This is a genomic window from Magnetospirillum sp. SS-4, assembly GCF_902729425.1.
Classification (GTDB): domain Bacteria; phylum Pseudomonadota; class Alphaproteobacteria; order Rhodospirillales; family Magnetospirillaceae; genus Phaeospirillum.
Map to the genome: position 1 here is coordinate 101,701 of NZ_CACVCH010000070.1, position 17,950 is coordinate 119,650.

Sequence of the window (17,950 nt, forward strand, 5' to 3'; positions counted from 1 at the left end):
CCTTTGTTCCTTGTTCGTTTGAGGGAGCGATCAGCCGCGCCGGGGAATTTCGGCGAAGGCCTCGGGGTCCAGCAGCATGCTGACCGCCACCGTCATGGTGCGGCCGCTGCCCTGGTCGATCAGGCGGGCGTGGCGGGGAATGTCGGGATAATCGATCAGGCGCTCGACCACCCAGTCGGCGCCATAGGTTCCGATCTTGCGGAACACGCAGCCGGGCTGGACAGAGTCCACCCCGGGACGTCGCGAAAACAGACTCATGCCGTCATCAACCCCGAACCGTCACCCCACACCAGGGTTTACACGCTCGGAACCGAAATTGTCGAGACATCTTCGCTATTTCCGGGCGGACACCAGATCGGAGCGGGCGATTCGGCGCAGGGAAACCTCCAACCGGGCCTCGGCCTTGGCGATTTCCTGCAAGGCGTCGCGGGTGAAGTCGATATGGACCTCGGCGGCGGCGCGGGCGGCATCGGGGTCGCCGGCCATGACCGTTTCGTAGACCGCGCGGTGCTGTTCCAGCAGCAGGTCGCGCACGCCCTGGCGCTGATAGAGCTTGACCCGGTTGTAGAATACGTCCTTACGCAGCATGTCCGACAGCGAGCGCATGATGTGCAGCATCACCAGATTGTGCGACGCCTCGTAGACCGACAGGTGAAAGGCGGCGTCGGCCTCGGCCTCGTCGCTGGAATCGTCTTGCTGGTGGGCCACCTCCATGGTCTCGAAACAGGACCGGATCAGGGCGCGGTCGACGTCGGTGCCGCGCAGCGCCGCGAAATAGGCGGCCGAGCCCTCGACGAAACGGCGGAATTCCAGGTAGTCGAAAGTGGTCTCGGGCCTGGACGCCAGCGCGGCGTAGAGCGGTTCGGTGAAGCCCTCGCCCAGCAGCGGCGCCACATAGGTCGAACCGCCCCGCCCCGAGGTCAGCAGTCCCCGGGCCTCCAGCTTCTCCAGCGCCTCGCGCAAGGAGGGGCGCGACACGTCGAAGCGCTGCGCAAGTTCGCGTTCGGCCAGCAGACGCTCGCCCGGCCGCAGGCTGCCTTCCAGGATAAGCTGTTCCAGGTGATCGGCGATGGTGTCCGCCAGCTTGGCCGGCCGAATCGGTTCCGTCATTGTTTGACCCCGAGATGGATAAGCTGTCTGTAACCTCAGGCAATGCTGATGTAAAGTCGCAACGGAGCATATGTAGACCTATTAAACCAGCTTTACAAGCTTGGTAAAAAGTTTTATCCACCGAACCCCAACATGATGATCGGTGCCGCCCCATGAGCTCATCGCCTCGCCATCCCATCCGCAAGCTGCTGGTCGCCAATCGCGGCGAGATCGCCATTCGCGTCTGTCGCGCCGCCACCGAGCTTGGGCTGGCGACGGTGGCGGTCTATTCCACCGAGGACCGATTCGCCCTTCACCGCTTCAAGGCGGACGAGAGCTATCTGATCGGCAAGGGCAAGGGGCCGATCGAGGCCTATCTGGCCATCGACGAGATCGTCCACCTGGCCCGGGAGGCCGGCTGCGACGCCATCCATCCCGGCTACGGCTTCCTGGCGGAAAACCCGGATTTCGCCGACGCGGTCCGCGCCGCCGGCATGGTGTTCGTCGGACCAAGTTCCGACGTCATGCGCCTGCTGGGCAACAAGGTGGCGGCGCGCAATCTGGCGGTCTCGGCCGGCGTGCCGGTGATGCCGGCCACCGGTCCGCTGCCCGACGACGGCGAGAGCTGCCTGAGACTGGCGGCCGAGGTCGGCTACCCCCTGATGCTGAAGGCGAGCTGGGGCGGCGGCGGCCGCGGCATGCGGGTGGTGGAAGGCCCCGACGACCTGATCGAGCTGGTTCAGATGGCCCGGCGCGAGGCCAAGGCCGCCTTCGGCAACGACGAGGTCTATCTGGAGAAGCTGGTGCGCCGCGCCCGCCATGTGGAAGTCCAGATCCTGGGCGATTCCAAGGGCAACCTGCTGCATCTGTTCGAACGGGACTGCTCGGTCCAGCGCCGCAACCAGAAGGTGGTCGAGCGGGCGCCCGCGCCCTATCTCGACGGCCACCAGCGCTCGCTGCTGTGCGAATCCGCCCTGAAGCTGGCCCGCGCCGCCCGCTACGAGAACGCCGGCACCGTCGAATTCCTGATGGACATGGATTCGGGGGCGTTCTACTTCATCGAGGTCAATCCCCGCGTCCAGGTCGAGCACACGGTGACCGAGGTGGTCACCGGCATCGACATCGTCAAGGCGCAGATCAGGATCGCCGCTGGCGGCGCCATCGGCACCCCGGGGTCCGAGGTGCCCAGGCAGGCCGACATCATCCTCAACGGCCACGCCATCCAGTGCCGCATCACCACCGAGGACCCATCCAACAACTTCATTCCCGATTACGGCCGCATCACCGCCTATCGCGGCGCGGCGGGCTTCGGCATCCGGCTCGACGGCGGCACCGCCTTTTCCGGCGCCCTGATCACCCGGCACTACGATTCCCTGCTGGAGAAGGTCACCGCCTGGGCGCCGAATCCGGAGGAGGCCATCGCCCGCATGGACCGGGCGCTGCGCGAATTCCGCATCCGGGGCGTCGCCACCAACCTGACCTTCCTGGAAGCGGTGATCAGCCATCCCCGCTTCGTCGGCTGCGCCTACACCACCCGCTTCATCGACGAGACGCCGGAGCTGTTCGCGAAGCAGGATCGCCGCGACCGCGCCACCCGGATACTCCGCTTCATCGGCGACGTCATGGTCAACGGCAATCCCGAGGTGGACGGATTGGCCAAGCCCAAGAGCCTGATCCGCCCCGATACCCCCCTTCATCCCCTCGGCGATCCGCCGGCCGGATCGAAGCAATTGCTGGACCGGCTGGGCGCCAAGGGACTGGCCCGGTGGATGCTGGACCAGAAACGGGTTCTGGTGACCGACACCACTTTCCGCGACGCCCACCAGTCGCTGATCGCGACCCGCATGCGCACCTATGACCTGCAAGCGGCCGCCCCGGCCTATGCCCGGCTGCTGCCCGGCCTGTTCTCGGTGGAATGCTGGGGCGGCGCCACCTTCGACGTCGCCATGCGCTTCCTCAAGGAGGACCCGTGGGAACGCCTGGCCGGCTTCCGCAAGGCCATGCCCAACCTGCTGTTGCAGATGCTGCTGCGTTCAGCCAACGCGGTCGGCTACACCAATTATCCCGACAACGTCGTCCGGCACTTCGTGGCGCAGGCGGCCGGAAACGGAATCGACGTGTTCCGGGTGTTCGATTCCCTCAACTGGGTCGACAACATGCGGGTCGCCATGGATGCTGTAGCCGAGTCCGGCAAGGTGTGCGAGGCGGCCATCTGCTATACCGGCGACATCTTCGATCCCGACCGCGCCAAGTACGACCTGAAATACTACGTCACCATGGCGAAGGCGCTGGAAAAGGCCGGCGCCCACATCCTGGGCATCAAGGACATGGCCGGACTCGCCCGGCCACGCGCCATCGCCGCCCTGGTGCGCGCGCTGAAGCAGGAGGTGGGGCTGCCCATCCACTTCCACACCCACGACACCTCCGGCCTGTCGGCCGCCTCGGTGCTGGCGGCGGTCGACGCCGGAGTCGACGCGGTGGACGCCGCCATGGATGCCATGAGCGGCCTGACCAGCCAGCCGCCGCTGGGCTCGATCTGCGCCGCGCTCTCGGGCCACGACCGCGACCCCGGCCTGGACCATCAGGCGCTCAACGGCCTGTCGCGCTACTGGGAAGGGGTGCGGGCGCTGTATTCGCCGTTCGAGGCCGATATCCGCTCCGGCACCGCCGACGTCTACCGCCACGAGATGCCGGGCGGCCAGTACACCAATCTGCGGGCCCAGGCCCGCTCGCTGGGAGTCGAGCAGCATTGGGACTGGGTGGCCCAGGCCTATGCCGACGTCAACCGGATGTTCGGCGACGTGGTCAAGGTCACCCCCACCAGCAAGGTGGTGGGCGACATGGCGCTGATGATGGTCACCAGCAACCTCACCCCGGCCGACGTGTTGGCCCCGGACAAGGAGATCGCCTTTCCCGAATCGGTGGTGTCGTTCTTCCGGGGCGATCTCGGCCAGCCGGCGGGCGGCTTCCCCGAGGCGTTGCAGCGAAAGGTGCTGAACGGCGCCAGCCCCATCACGGTCCGGCCCGGCGCGGTGCTGCCGCCGACCGACCTGGACGCGGCGCGGGCCGAGGCCGAGAAGAAGGCCGGCCGCCGGATCAGCGAGGAGGAACTGGCCTCCTACCTGATGTATCCCAAGGTCTTCACCGATTACGCCTTGCACCAGCGCCATTTCGGCGACGTCTCGACCCTGCCGACCGATGTGTTCTTCTACGGCATGCAGCCGGGACAGGAGATCAGTATCGACCTGGAAAAGGGCAAGAGCCTGATCGTCCGTTTCCTGGCCATCGCCGAACCGGACGAGGGCGGCGAGTGCAAGGTGTTCTTCGAACTGAACGGCCAGCCCCGCACCGTCAAGGTGGCCGACCGCAAGGTCGCCCCCGTCCGGGTGGCCCGGCCCAAGGCCGAGCCCGGCAACGCCAACCATGTGGCCGCCCCCATGCCCGGTCTGGTGGTCAGCGTCGCCGCCCGCCCCGGCCAGGAGGTCGAGAAGGGCGACCTGCTGGTCGCCATCGAGGCCATGAAGATGGAAACGGCGGTGCGGGCCGAACGCGCCGGCACGGTGGCCTCGGTCGCCGTTACCCCCGGAACCCAGGTCGAGGCCAAGGACCTGCTGGTGGTGATGGCATGATCCGCAACATCGTGCGATATTGAGGATGGGGATTCCCGCCCAATAGTCGTGGATGGCTGCTTGATGGCTGTGAATTGGTGGAGGCGGCTTGCCACCGTGGCGGTGCTGGCGACAGGGCTGGCCGCCACCGGTCCGGCCCTGGCCGCCGACGACGATGCGTCTCCCAAGGCCATCACCGTGGTGATGGACGACAACTACCCCCCTTACATCTTCCGCTCGGCCGACGGAACGCTACAGGGCATCCTGCGCGACGCCTGGGAATTATGGAGCCGCAGGACCGGCATCCACGTCAACCTGCTGGCCATGGATTGGGGACGGGCGCGCCGCACCATGGAGGCTGGCGGCGCCGACGTCATCGACACCATCTTCGAGACGCCGGAACGCCGGAAGTCCTATGATTTCTCGAAGCCCTACGCCACGCTGGACGTCCCCATCTACGTCCACAGGAGCATTTCCGGCATTTCCAACGTCGACACCCTGCGCGGCTTCACCATCGGGGTGAAGGACGGCGACGCCTGCGCCGACTGGCTGGAGGAGCGGGGAATCAAGAGCCTGCGCCGCTATTCCAGCTACGAAACCATGATCGAGGCCGCCGGACGGCACGATGTCCGGCTGTTCTGCGCCGACCAGCCCCCCGCCAGCCATTTCTTGTACAAGAAATCCCTGGAAGGCCAGTTCCGCCATACCGCCCCGCTTTATTCCGGCCAGTTCCACCGCGCCTACCGCAAGGGCAACCAGCACCTCGCCACGGTGGTGGAGAACGGTTTCGCCGGCATCACCGCCGCCGAATGGGACCGCATCGAGGCCAAATGGATGGGAACCGCCCTGCCGTCCGGCGTCCACTATCTGGAAAAGATCATTCCAATTCTGGGGCTTGCCGCCGCCGGCGGCCTGCTGCTGGGCGTCTGGACCTGGAGCCTGCGCCGGCAGGTGCGCGCCCGCACGCGCCAGTTGGAGGCGGCGCTGGCATCCCTGGGCGACAGCGAGCGCCATTACCGCGAACTGGTCGGCCTGACTCCGGTGGGGATGTTCGAGACCGACGCCAACGGCGCCTGCGTGTTCGCCAACCAGCCGGCCGCCGGAATCCTGGGGTGCTCCCCCCAGGACATGCTGGGATACGGCTGGACCGGAACCCTGCATCCCGACGACCGCCAACGGGTGACCGGGGAATGGACCAGATCGCTGGAGACGGGGGGAATGTTCCAGTCGGAATACCGCTTCCTGGCCCCGGACGGCCGGGTCACCTGGGTCCTGGGACAGGCGTCGCCGCGCCATGATGGCGAAGGGCGGCTGGACGGCTACATCGGGACCATCACCGACATCACCCCGGCCAAGAACGCCGAGGCGGCCCTGGCCGCCAGCGAAGGCCGCTTCCGCGCCATTTTCGACAATATCAACGACGCCATCTTCATTCACCGGACCGACGGCGACACCGTGATGGCGGTCAACCGGCGCATGCTGGAGATGTACGGCTTCGACGACGAATCCGAAGTGATCGGCGCCCCCGCCGGCCGGCTGAGCGAGGGCGTGCCCCCCTATGACGAGGCTAGCGCCCATGCCTGGCTGGCCAAGGCCAGGGCCGGCCAGCCGCAATTGTTCGAGTGGCACGCCCGGCGGCGCGACGGCAGCCTGTTCTGGGTCGAGGTCGGCGTGCGCCGCGCCAGCATGGGGACAAGCGGCGACGCGCTCCTGGTGGTGGTTCGCGACATTTCCGAACGCAAGCAGGCGGAACTGGCACTGACCGAACGGACCGAGGCGCTGGAACGCTCCAACGCCGACCTGGAGCAGTTCGCCTATGTCGCCTCCCACGACCTGCGCGAGCCGCTGCGCATGATCAGCAGCTACATGGCGCTGCTGGAACGACGCTACGGCGAACGCCTGGACAAGGACGGCCACGAATTCATCGCCTACGCCAAGGAGGGCGCCATCCGCATGGACCGGCTGGTCCAGGACCTGCTGGAATTCTCCCGCGTTGGCCGCATCGCCGACCCGCCGGCGCCGGTTTCGGCCGAGACCGTCCTCGCCAACGTCGTCAAGGTCCTGCGCGCCGTCATCGCCGAGGCCCGGGCCGAGATCGTGGTGCCACAGCCGCTGCCCGAAGTGGTGTGCAGCGCCAACGAGCTGTTCCTGCTGTTCCAGAACCTGATCAGCAACGCCGTCAAGTTCCGCTCGCCCGACCGATCGCCGGTGATCCGCGTCACCACCGAGATGCGGGACGGACACCGGGTCTTCGCGGTGGCCGACAACGGCATCGGCATCGAGCCGATCTATTTCGACCGCATCTTCAAGATCTTCTCCCGCCTGCACACCCGCGACCATTACGACGGCACCGGCATCGGACTGTCCATCTGCAAGAAGATCGTCGAACGTCACGGTGGCCGCATCTGGATAGAATCGGTTCCGGGTGAGGGCGCCACCTTCCTGTTCACCCTGGGCGAAGGCGCATGATGACGGCGGCCGCGTCCGAAGCCGAGGCCCAGCGGGCCTTCGCCGCCGGAGGAGAGGCCTGGCGCGGCGGCAGGATCGAGGCTGCCGCCCAGGCCTTCGCCCGCGCCGCCCAGTTGCGGCCCGGCTGGGCCACCGCCCACGCCAATCTGGGCGCGGCGCTGCGCCGTCTGGGCAAGTCCGAGGCGGCGGTGGCCAGCTATCGCCGCGCCCTGGCGCTGGAGCCCGATCAGGCCGCCACCCTGTCCAACCTGGGCAACGCGCTGCGCGATCTCGGACGGCTGGATGAAGCGGCGGCGGCGTTGCGCCGGGCGGTGGAACTGGATCCCGGCTCCATCGGCTTTCTCTACAATCTGGCCCTGCTGCTGCGCGACCAGCGCCGCCACCACGAGGCCGCCGGCCTGCTGGAACGGGTGCTGGCGTCGGACCCGGCCAATGCCGAATACCAGTGGGATCTGGCGCTGAGCCGCCTTTACCTGGGCGATTACCGGCGCGGCTTCGCCGGCTACGAGGCCCGCCTCGGCCTCGCCCGCAATCCCCGCCGCGACGTTCCCGGCCAGCGCTGGACCGGCGCCGAATCCGTTGCCGGCCGAACCGTGCTGCTGACCAGCGAGCAGGGGTTCGGCGACGCCCTGCAATTCGCCCGCTACGTTCCGCTGCTGGCCGGACTTGGCGCCGCCGTCGTGCTGGAATGCCAGCCGGAACTGGCCGACCTGTTCGCGAGCCTGCCCGGCGTCGTCGCCCTGGTGAGCAAGGGGGCGCCGCCGCCGCCCTACGACCTGTGGCTGCCCATGGCCAGCCTGCCCCACGTCATGGGCACCACCTTCGAGACCATCCCCGCCGCCGTGCCCTATCTGACCCCGCCGCCGCGCCCCGACCTGTCGGTGCCGCGTCCGCCGGGAACCGTCCTGTCGGTGGGGCTGGTATGGGCCGGCAAGACCACGCCCAGGGACCGGTCGTGGCCGCTGGAGGACCTGCTGCCGCTGTTCACCGATGCGCGGGTGGCGATCTACAGCCTGCAACTGGGGCCGCGCGCCGCCGACCTGGCCCGGCTGGGGGTCGACCGCCTGCTGATCGACGCCGCCCCGGCCCTCGCCAGTTTCGCCGATACCGCCGCGGTGATGGCGCGACTGGACCTGATCGTCACCATCGACACCGCCACCGCCCATCTGGCGGGAGCGCTGGGACGGCCGGTCTGGGTCCTGCTGCGCCATGTCTCGGACTGGCGCTGGCAGGACGACCCCGCCACATCGCCATGGTACCCCACCATGCGGCTGTTCCGCCAACCCGACCCGCTGGACTTCAAGACCTCGGTGGCCGAAGCGGCGCGGGCGCTGCGAACGCTGCTGCCGCCCTAGGTGGTGTCCCGACCCGGCAAATTTTGCCGGGCCGTTAACCATCTCTTCAGTGACCGGACGATAGGCTGGCGACCAGAAGCGAGGCTGGACGCCGTCGCGCGCCGCATCGACGGCCGCCGACGCGACGGGGCGATGGAGACGACGTGAACGCATTCCTGCAAATGCTGCGCGGCCTGGGCCCCATGCGCCTCGCCGCCATCGCTGGCGTCGGAGTCAGCATTCTCGGCTTTTTCATCTACCTGATGAGCCGCGTCGCCGCGCCGCAGATGGAATTGCTGTACGGCGACCTGGACCTGAGCGATTCCAAGCAGATCATCGAAAAGCTGACCACCGAGAAGATTCCCTACGAACTGCGCAGGGACGGCAGCGAGATCTGGGTGCCCAAGGACCGCAAGCTGGACCTGCGGGTGCGCATGGCCGAACAGGCGCTACCCACCGGCGGCCGCATGGCCGGCTACGAACTGTTCGACAAGCAAGACGCGCTGGGCTCCACCAGTTTCCAGCAGAACATCACCATGGTTCGCGCCCTGGAAGGGGAACTGGCCAAGACCATCCGCTCCATCGACAAGGTCAAGTTCGCCCGCGTCCATCTGGTGCTGCCCAAGCGCGAGGCCTTCTCGCGCGAGACCCAGGAGCCCTCGGCCTCGGTGGTCCTGAAGATGCAGGGCAACACCCGGCTGGAAAAATCCCAGACCACCGCCATCCAGCACCTGATCGCGGCGGCGGTGCCCAAGATGAAGCCGTCGCGCATCTCCATCGTCGACGACAAGGGAACCCTGCTGGCCAAGGGCTTCGAGAACGCCAAGGAGCACATGGCCCAGACCGCCGAGGAGATGCGCCTCAACATCGAGGCGCGGCTGGTCAAGACCATCGAGGACCTTCTGGAACGCTCGCTGGGACCGGGCCGCGTCCGGGCCGAGGTCACGGTGGACATGGACATGAGCCATGCCGTCACCACCGAGGAGATATTCGACCCCGAGACCAAGGTGGTCCGCTCGCAGGTCACCATCAACGAAGGCGAGGAAAGCAAGGATTCCGAACCGACCCCGGTGACGGTGCAGCAGAACTTGCCCGACCCCAACGCCACCGCCTCGGGCAATGTCCGCACCTCGACCAAGGCCAACAAGAGCCAGGAAACCATCAATTACGAGATTTCCCGCAAGACCAAGAACACGGTGCGCGAGATGGGCGAGATCCGCAAGGTCTCGGCCGCCGTCATCGTCGACGGCGTCCGCGAGAAATCCGCCGACGGCAAGCAGACCAGCTATCGTGAGCGCACGCCCGAGGAACTGGCCCAGATCGAGGCGCTGGTGAAATCGGCCATCGGCTTCACCAAGGACCGCGAGGACCAGGTCAAGGTCGCCTCCATGGCCTTCTACAAGGGTGAGGAACTGCTGGAGGCGGAAGAACCCGGCGAATTCATCTTCGGCATGCGGCGCGACTTCGTCGAGCGGGTCGCCTCCAACCTGGGCCTGTCGGTGGTCGCCATCTTGTTCCTGCTGCTGGTGCTGCGCCCGCTCATCAGCCGCGCCATCGAATCCATGCAGGGTCAGGTCGGCCCCGACGGCCGCCGCCTGCTGACCGCCGAGGGCGGTGCCATGCCGCAATTGACCGGACCCGGCGCCAGCGGCATGCCGGTGCCCGGCCTGGGCGGCGAGGAAGAGGTCATCGCCGACGAACTGATCGACATCGACAAGGTCGAGGGCCGCGTCAAGGCGTCCTCGATCCGCAAGATCGGCGAGATCGTCGAGAAGCATCCGGAAGAGGCTTTGTCGATCATCCGCAACTGGCTGTACCAGGAAAGCTGATAGGGGCGTCTTATGGGCCGTATCAAGGAAGACTACCGCAGCCTCACCGGCCCGCAGAAGGCGGCGATGTTCATGCTGTCCTTGAACGAGGAGCACTCGGCCAAGCTGTTCGGCATGCTGGGCGACGACGAGATCAAGGAACTGTCCCAGATCATGGCCAGCCTGGGCACGGTGTCGTCCAATCTGGTCGAGCGCGTCTTCGTCGAGTTCGCCGACGCCCTGTCGTCCACCGGCTCGCTGACCGGTACCTTCGACACCACCGAACGCCTGCTGATGAAGTCCATCCCCAAGGACCGCGTCGCCGCCATCATGGAGGAAATCCGCGGCCCCGCCGGCCGCACCATGTGGGACAAGCTGGGCAACGTCTCGGAACAGGTGCTGGCCAACTACCTGAAGAACGAATACCCGCAGACCGTCGCCGTCGTGCTGTCCAAGATCAAGCCCGATCACGCCGCCCGCGTGCTGGCCGTGCTGCCCGAGAATTTCGCCATGGAAGTCATCATGCGCATGCTGCGCATGGAGGTGGTGCAGAAGGAAGTCCTGGACGGCATCGAGAAGACGCTGAGGAGCGAGTTCATGACCAATCTGGCCCGGACCCAGCGCCGCGATTCGCACGAACTCATGGCCGACATCTTCAACAACCTGGATCGCAACACCGAGAACCGCTTCATGAGCGCCCTGGAAGAGCGCAACCGCGAAAGCTCGGAAAAGATCAAGGCCCTCATGTTCACCTTCGACGACCTCATCCGCCTCGACGCCGCCGGCGTCCAGGTGCTGCTGCGCTCGGTCGAGAAGGACAAGCTGGCCATCGCGCTCAAGGGCGGCAACGACATGGTCAAGGAACTGTTCTTCAAGAACATGTCCGAACGCGCCGGCAAGATGCTGCGCGAAGACATGGAGGCGCTGGGACCGGTCCGCCTGAGGGACGTGGATCAGGCCCAGTCGGCCATCGTGGTCATGGCCAAGGAACTGGCGGCATCGGGACAGATCGTCATTTCCGAGGGCCGCGAGGAAGACGAGTTGGTGTACTGATGACCTACAAGAAGTTCATGTTCGACCTGGACTTCTCGCCGCAGGCCTCCCGGCCCAAGCCGGAGGAGACGGCGGAGGCCGAACGCGAGTACGAGCCGGAACCCGAGGCGCCGCCCGCCCCCACCTTCACCGAGGAAGACCTCCAGGTGGTGCGGGAGGCCGCCTACGAGGAGGGATTGCGCGCTGGCCAGGCCGAGGCCATGGCCTCCACCGAGCATCGGCTGTCCGAGGCCATCGCCCATGTCGCCGCCGCCCTGGCCGGCCTGGGCCAGGCCCAGGAAGAGGCCGCCGACGCCAACCAGCGGGTGGCGGCCCGCGTCGCCATGGCCGTGCTGAAAAAGATCCTGCCCGCCGCCTGCGAGCGGCACGCCTTCGACGAGGTGGTGCGCACCGTCCAGGAATGCTTCGCCCATGTGCTCGACGAGCCCCGCATCATCGTCCGGGTCGAACAGGATCTGATCGATCCGGTGCGCGACAAGCTGGAAAGCATCGCCGGGCTGCACGGCTTCGAGGGCCGCGTGGTGGTGCAGGCCGACCCCCGGCTGGTCAAGGGCGATTGCCGGGTGGAATGGGCCGATGGCGGCGCCGAGCGCGATCAGGCCCGCCTGCTGGCCGATATCGAGGCCGCCGTGGACCGTTCGCTGGCGCCGGCCACCGGCCGGCCGGCGGATTGAGGCGTGGAACGGGTGCCCGGCCCCTGGGCCTCGTATCGGCAAAGCCGATGCTGAGGCGCTTGAGGGAGATCGAGCGAGGCGAAGCCGAAGCGCGGGAGCGTTGAGCGACCCGGAGCTTTAGCGGAGGAGCCAAGCGAGTGGAACGAGCGCCCGGCGCTTGAGGGACATGCGAAAGAGTTTCTTCCGGCCATTCGCCGGACCTGGAGGATGACATGCCTGATTTCGAACTCAACGACTTCAAGCCCGAGATCGAGGAGCAGCGCGGCGACGTTCCCGACGTTCCGAGATCGGCCCGCGACCTGGAGGCGGTCTACGACATTCCCGTCCAGGTCTCGGCGGTGCTGGGCAAGGCCACCATGCAGGTCAACCAGCTGCTGAAACTGGGGCGCGGCGCCGTGGTGGAACTGGACCGCAAGGTCGGCGAGGCCATCGACATCTATGTCAACAACCGGCTGGTGGCGCGCGGCGAGGTGGTGGTGGTCGAGGATCGTCTGGGCGTGACCATGACCGAAATCATCAAGACCGACCGCGCCTGAACGCGGCCCGGACCGACGGGAGAGGGACGACATGCGACTTCTGATCATCGGCACGCTCGACGGGCAGATCGGCGCCGCCAGCCAGATCGCCATGGCCCGGGGCGCCAAGGTGCGCCAGGCCGAGGACGTGCCCGCCGGCCTGGAGGTTCTGCGCACTCAGGGCGCCGATCTGGTGATGATCGACGTCAAGCGCGACATCAAGGGCCTGATCGATTCGCTGGAAGCCGAGCGCATCGTGGTGCCGGTGGTCGCCTGCGGCATCGCCTCGGACGCCTCGGCGGCGGTGCGCGCCATCAAGGCCGGCGCCAAGGAATACATCCCGCTGCCGCCCGACGCCGAACTGATCGCCGCCGTCATCGCCGCCGTCACCCAGGAAAGCCACAACATCGTCTTCAAGGACCCGCGCATGGCGCAGACCCTGAAGCTGGCCGGGCAGGTGGCCAATTCCGACGCATCCATTCTGATCACCGGCGAATCCGGCACCGGCAAGGAACTGATCGCGCGCTTCATCCACAACAAGAGCCGGCGCTCCGACAAGCGCTTCGTCGCCGTCAACTGCGCCGCCATCCCGGAAAACCTGCTGGAATCCGAACTGTTCGGCCACGAGAAGGGCGCCTTCACCGGCGCGGTGGCGCGCCGCATCGGCAAGTTCGAGGAAGCCAACGGCGGCACGCTTCTCCTGGACGAAATCTCCGAGATGGACATCCGGCTTCAGTCCAAGCTGCTGCGCGTGCTTCAGGAAAAGGAAATCGACCGGGTCGGCGGCACCCAGCCGGTCAAGGTCGACGTGCGCATCCTCGCCACCTCCAACCGTCAGATGGAGGACGAGATCAGGAAGGGAACCTTCCGCGAGGATCTCTATTACCGCCTCAACGTCGTCACCCTGGCGCTGCCCGCCCTGCGCGAGCGGCCGCTCGATATCGCCATCCTGGCCGACCACTTCGCCAAGCGCTACACCGAGGCCAACGGCCTGCCCGGCCGCCCGATTTCGGCCGAGGCCCGCCAGATGCTGACCCGCCATGTCTGGCGCGGCAATGTGCGCGAACTGGAAAACTGCATGCATCGCGCCGTGCTGCTGGCCTCCGGAGCCGAAATCGGACCCGAGGCCATCATGCTGTCGGGCGGACAGGTCGGCACCAATCCCGATCCGGTGGTGGCGCAGGCGGCCAACGCCGCCGCCTCGGTGATGGGCGGCGCGCGGGGCAATCTGGTCGGCAAGACGGTGGCCGAGGTGGAACGCGACCTGATCATCGACACGCTGTCCCACTGCCTGGGCAACCGCACCCACGCCGCCACCATCCTCGGCATCTCCATCCGCACCTTGCGCAACAAGCTGAAGCAGTACGGCGACGAGGGCATCGACGTCCCCCCCGCCGGCGGCGAGGGCGAGCGGGCGGCACTGTGACGATGACCGCGAAGGACGTTGATCATGGCTGAGGGCCAGGCGGTGGGGATGGGGGGGCGCGAACTTCTGGAGCGCTTCAACCGCGCCATGCGGCGCGGCGACGTCGGGCTGGCGCTGGGCGTCATCCTGATCCTGACGGTTCTGATCCTGCCGCTGCCCACCTGGGCGCTGGACATCGGCCTGGCCCTGTCGCTGACCCTGTCGGTCCTGGTCCTGATGGTCTCGATCTTCATCGAGAAGCCGCTTCAGTTCAGTTCCTATCCGACGGTGCTGCTGATCACCACCCTGATCCGCCTCGCGCTCAACCTGGCGTCCACCCGCCTGATCCTGGCCCATGGCCACGAAGGCGTCGAAGGCGCCGGCCAGATGATCGCCGCCTTCTCCGGCTTCATCATGAGCGGCAATTTCGTCATCGGCGTCATCGTCTTCGCCATCCTGGTGATCGTCAACTTCATGGTCATCACCAAGGGCTCGGGGCGCATCGCCGAGGTGGCGGCGCGCTTCAACCTGGACGCCATGCCCGGCAAGCAGATGGCCATCGACGCCGATCTTTCGGCCGGCCTGATCGACGAGCCCACCGCCAGGAAGCGTCGCACCGAGCTGGAACAGGAATCCGCCTTCTTCGGCGCCATGGACGGCGCCTCGAAATTCGTGCGCGGCGACGCCGTCGCCAGCCTGCTGATCACCGGCATCAACGTGGTCGGCGGCATGGTGATCGGCATGGTCCAGAACGACCTCAGCTTCACCCAGGCCGCCGACGTCTACACCAAGCTGTCCGTGGGCGACGGCCTGGTCAGCCAGGTGCCGGCGCTGATCGTCTCGGTCTCGGCCGGCATGCTGGTGACCAAGGCCGGCGTCCAGCAGGCGGTCGACAAAGCCCTGTTCAACCAGTTGGCCGGCTATCCCCGCGCCGTCGGCATGGCCGGCGCGCTGATGCTGTTCATGGCGCTGGTGCCCAACATGCCGTTCCTGCCCTTCGCCATCCTGGGCGCCAGCATGGGGACGGCGGCGTTCTTCCTCGACAAGAGCCAGCGCGAGAAGCTGGAACAGGAAGCGGCCGCCGAGGCCACCCAGGCCATGACCCAGGCGCCGGTGGCGGAAGAACCGATCTCGTCGGCGCTGCGCATCGATCATGTCCGCCTCGAACTGGGCTATGGCCTGCTGCAACTGATCAACAATCCCAAGGGCCAGCGCCTGACCGACCAGATCAAGTCGCTGCGCCGCGCCGTCGCCGCCGAGATGGGCTTCGTCATGCCCAGCGTCCGCATCCAGGACAACATGCAGCTGCCGGCCAACACCTATGTGGTCCACATCAAGGAGGTGGAGGCCGGACGCGGCGACCTGCGCCCGAACATGCTGCTGATCATGGACCCCAGGGGTGAGGACATCACCTTGCCGGGCGAGAAGACGCGCGAGCCCACCTTCGGCCTGCCCGCCATGTGGATCGAGGCTTCCGGCCGCGAGGAGGCGCTGTTCCGCGGCTATACCGTGGTCGACCCGCCCACCGTGATCACCACCCACCTGACCGAGGTGATCAAGGACAACATGTCCGAGCTGCTGTCCCACGCCGAGACCCAGAAGCTGCTGGACGAACTGGATCGCGAACACCAGAAGCTGGTCACCGAACTGCTTCCCACCCAGATGACGGTGGGCGGGTTGCAGCGGATATTGCAGAACCTGCTGGGAGAGCGCGTCTCGATCCGCGATCTTCCGACCATCCTGGAGGGCGTCGCCGAGGCCTGCGGCCACACCCGCAACGTCACCATGATCACCGAACACGTCCGCGCCCGCCTCGCCCGCCAGATATCCGACGGCAACACCGGCCATCAGGGCTTCATCCCGCTGGTGACGCTGTCGCCGGAATGGGAACAGGCCTTCGCCGAATCGCTGGTCGGCAGCGGCGAGGAAAAGCAGATTTCCATGCCGCCGTCGCAATTGCAGGACTTCATCACCCGGGTGCGCCAGACCTTCGAGCGCTTCGCCATGCAGGGCGAAACCCCGATCTTGCTGACCAGCCCAGTGGTGCGGCCCTATGTCCGCTCGATCATCGAACGCTTCCGGCCGATGACGGTGGTGATGAGCCAGTCGGAAATCCACCCGAAGGCCCGTATCAAGACCCTGGGGCAGATATGACGGCACACCACCCTGAGTTGACACGGACGGGGGGGCGATGAAGCTCAAGTCCTTCACCGCGCCCACCATGTCCGAGGCCATGGAGATGGTTCGCCAGGAACTGGGCGACGACGCCATCATCGTCTCGACCCAGCGCGCCGCCGGCACCAAGGGCGTGCGCATCACCGCCGCCCTGGAAACCGCCGAGGCCGATCTCGCCATCGCCGAGATGATCGAGGAGGTCACCGATTCCGGCGCCGCCGACGCGGTGCGCGGCGCCCTGGCCCAGCACGGCGTGCCGCAGCGCCTTGCCGACCGGCTGGTCAACGTGGTGCGCACCGCCGAACTGTCCGACCCCATCCTGGCCTGCGCCGCCGCCCTGGAAGCCGGGTTCAGCTTCGCCCACCTGCCCGAATACGGGGCGCCGCGCCCGTTCATGCTGGTCGGCCCCAACGGGTCGGGCAAGAGCATCGCCACCGCCAAGCTGGCCGCCCGCTCGGTTCTGAAGCAGCGCCAGGTCGGCGTCATCACCTGCGACAACATCCGCGCCGGCGCGGTCGAGCAGTTGGCCGCCTTCACCGGCATCCTGGAAATCGATCTGGTGCGGGCGCGCGGCCCCGATTCCCTGGCCCGCGCCGTCGACGCCATGAACGGCCAGTTCGATCTGGTGGTGATCGATTCCCCCGGCCTCAACCCGTTCAAGCAATCCGACATGGATTACCTGCAAGACCTGATCGAAGCCGCCAATGTCGAGCCGATCCTGGTGCTGGCCGCCGGCGGCGACGCCGCCGAGGCCGCCGAGATCGGCGAGGCCTTCGCCGCCATCGGCGCCACCCGGCTGTTCGCCGCCCGGCTGGACACGACACGGCGGCTGGGGGCGATCCTGGCCTCGGCCGATGCCGGCCACATGGCGTTCTGCGACGTCTCGGCCAGCCCCCACGTCGCATCGGGCATCTCGCCCATTTCCGCCGTTTCCCTGGCCCGGCTGATCATGCCCCAGCCCGTCGCCACCGAATCCCAAGACCAAACATTCTGGACCGAGGCACCGACATCATGACCACGATGGAAGCACCCACGCTCGCGCCGCGCCCGCCCCTCAGGGCCAGGGGGCGCAATATCTTCGCGGTCGCCTCGGGCAAGGGCGGCGTCGGCAAGACCTGGTTCGCCATCACCTTGTCCCACGCCCTGGCCCGGGCCGGCCAGCGGGTGCTGCTGTTCGACGGTGACCTGGGCCTCGCCAACGTCGACATCCAGCTGGGGCTGATGCCCAAGACCGATCTGGGCAGCGTGGTCGCCGGCCGCCTGACTCTCAATCAGGCCCTGACCCCGTTTCCCAGCGGCGGCTTCGACATCATCGCCGGCCGGTCCGGATCGGGCACGCTGGCCAACATCCCGCTGTCGCGGCTTCAGATGCTGGGCGAGGACCTGCTGCTGCTGGCCGGCAATTACGACCGCGTCGTGGTCGACCTGGGCGCCGGCGTCGAGAAGACCACGCGCAACTTCTCGCAGCAGGCCGGAACCATCCTGGTGGTCACCACCGACGAGCCCACCTCGCTGACCGACGCCTATGCGTTCATCAAGGTCACCCACATGGAACGGCCCGGCACCGACATGCGCATCGTCGTCAACATGGCCAATTCGACGCGGGAGGGCGAGCGCATCTACAACACCTTGCTGAAGGCCTGCGAGGGGTTCCTGAAAATATCGCCGCAACTGGCCGGCGTCATCCGCCGCGACCTCAAGGTGCGCGAGGCCATCCGCAACCAGACGCCGATCATGACCCGCTCGCCCAACGCCGAGGCCGCCGCCGACGTGGAAGCCATCGTCGAACGCCTGATCCGGCCAAGATGATGCCGCCCCTC

The 17,950-nt window shown here is 67.1% G+C and carries 13 protein-coding genes; 11 read left to right on the forward strand and 2 right to left on the reverse strand.

The window, feature by feature from the left end; all coding sequences use genetic code 11:
* Window positions 1-30 precede the first annotated feature (30 nt).
* Together MTBSS4_RS12620 and MTBSS4_RS12625 are read right to left on the reverse strand one after the other, a co-directional pair.
* Window positions 31-258, reverse strand: coding sequence for a hypothetical protein (locus tag MTBSS4_RS12620; RefSeq protein ID WP_173983759.1), 228 nt, complete (start codon window positions 256-258; stop codon window positions 31-33).
* A 75-nt stretch (window positions 259-333) separates the two neighbouring features.
* Window positions 334-1,110: an FCD domain-containing protein gene (locus tag MTBSS4_RS12625; RefSeq protein WP_173983760.1), complete on the reverse strand. Its 777-nt coding sequence runs from the start codon at window positions 1,108-1,110 to the stop codon at window positions 334-336.
* A 152-nt stretch (window positions 1,111-1,262) separates the two neighbouring features.
* On the opposite strand from MTBSS4_RS12625, the gene MTBSS4_RS12630 reads away from it, so the two are divergent.
* The 11 genes from MTBSS4_RS12630 to MTBSS4_RS12680 all read left to right on the forward strand — a co-directional run bounded on the left by MTBSS4_RS12630 (window position 1,263) and on the right by MTBSS4_RS12680 (window position 17,939).
* Window positions 1,263-4,718 (forward strand): pyruvate carboxylase, encoded by a 3,456-nt coding sequence (locus MTBSS4_RS12630; RefSeq protein ID WP_173983761.1) that lies wholly within the window; start codon window positions 1,263-1,265, stop codon window positions 4,716-4,718.
* A 63-nt stretch (window positions 4,719-4,781) separates the two neighbouring features.
* Window positions 4,782-7,166, forward strand: a complete 2,385-nt coding sequence (locus MTBSS4_RS12635; RefSeq protein ID WP_173983762.1) for a PAS domain S-box protein — start codon at window positions 4,782-4,784, stop codon at window positions 7,164-7,166.
* Complete coding sequence (locus MTBSS4_RS12640; protein WP_254432528.1) at window positions 7,163-8,521, forward strand: tetratricopeptide repeat-containing glycosyltransferase family protein; 1,359 nt, start codon at window positions 7,163-7,165, stop codon at window positions 8,519-8,521. Before MTBSS4_RS12635 ends, MTBSS4_RS12640 begins: the two co-directional genes overlap by 4 nt.
* Before the next feature lie 143 nt (window positions 8,522-8,664).
* Window positions 8,665-10,329 carry a flagellar basal-body MS-ring/collar protein FliF gene (gene fliF, locus MTBSS4_RS12645; RefSeq protein ID WP_173983763.1) on the forward strand — a complete coding sequence of 555 codons (1,665 nt, stop codon included), beginning with the start codon at window positions 8,665-8,667 and terminating at the stop codon, window positions 10,327-10,329.
* 12 nt (window positions 10,330-10,341) lie between these two features.
* Window positions 10,342-11,361: a flagellar motor switch protein FliG gene (gene fliG / locus MTBSS4_RS12650; protein WP_173983764.1), complete on the forward strand. Its 1,020-nt coding sequence runs from the start codon at window positions 10,342-10,344 to the stop codon at window positions 11,359-11,361.
* Entirely contained in the window at window positions 11,361-12,035 is a 675-nt protein-coding gene (locus tag MTBSS4_RS12655) for a FliH/SctL family protein (RefSeq protein ID WP_173983765.1), read from the forward strand. Before fliG ends, MTBSS4_RS12655 begins: the two co-directional genes overlap by 1 nt.
* 212 nt (window positions 12,036-12,247) lie before the next feature.
* The gene (fliN, locus tag MTBSS4_RS12660; protein WP_173983766.1) at window positions 12,248-12,571 is read left to right on the forward strand and encodes a flagellar motor switch protein FliN; all 324 of its coding nucleotides are present in this window, start codon (window positions 12,248-12,250) and stop codon (window positions 12,569-12,571) included.
* Between the two features lie 31 nt (window positions 12,572-12,602).
* Complete coding sequence (locus MTBSS4_RS12665; RefSeq protein ID WP_173983767.1) at window positions 12,603-13,976, forward strand: sigma-54 dependent transcriptional regulator; 1,374 nt, start codon at window positions 12,603-12,605, stop codon at window positions 13,974-13,976.
* A 24-nt stretch (window positions 13,977-14,000) separates the two neighbouring features.
* Window positions 14,001-16,109 (forward strand): flagellar biosynthesis protein FlhA, encoded by a 2,109-nt coding sequence (gene flhA, locus MTBSS4_RS12670; RefSeq protein ID WP_173983768.1) that lies wholly within the window; start codon window positions 14,001-14,003, stop codon window positions 16,107-16,109.
* A gap of 37 nt (window positions 16,110-16,146) precedes the next feature.
* Window positions 16,147-17,145: a GTP-binding protein gene (locus tag MTBSS4_RS12675; RefSeq protein WP_173983769.1), complete on the forward strand. Its 999-nt coding sequence runs from the start codon at window positions 16,147-16,149 to the stop codon at window positions 17,143-17,145.
* Window positions 17,142-17,939, forward strand: coding sequence for a MinD/ParA family protein (locus MTBSS4_RS12680; protein WP_173983770.1), 798 nt, complete (start codon window positions 17,142-17,144; stop codon window positions 17,937-17,939). Before MTBSS4_RS12675 ends, MTBSS4_RS12680 begins: the two co-directional genes overlap by 4 nt.
* The last annotated feature ends 11 nt before the right edge of the window (window positions 17,940-17,950 follow it).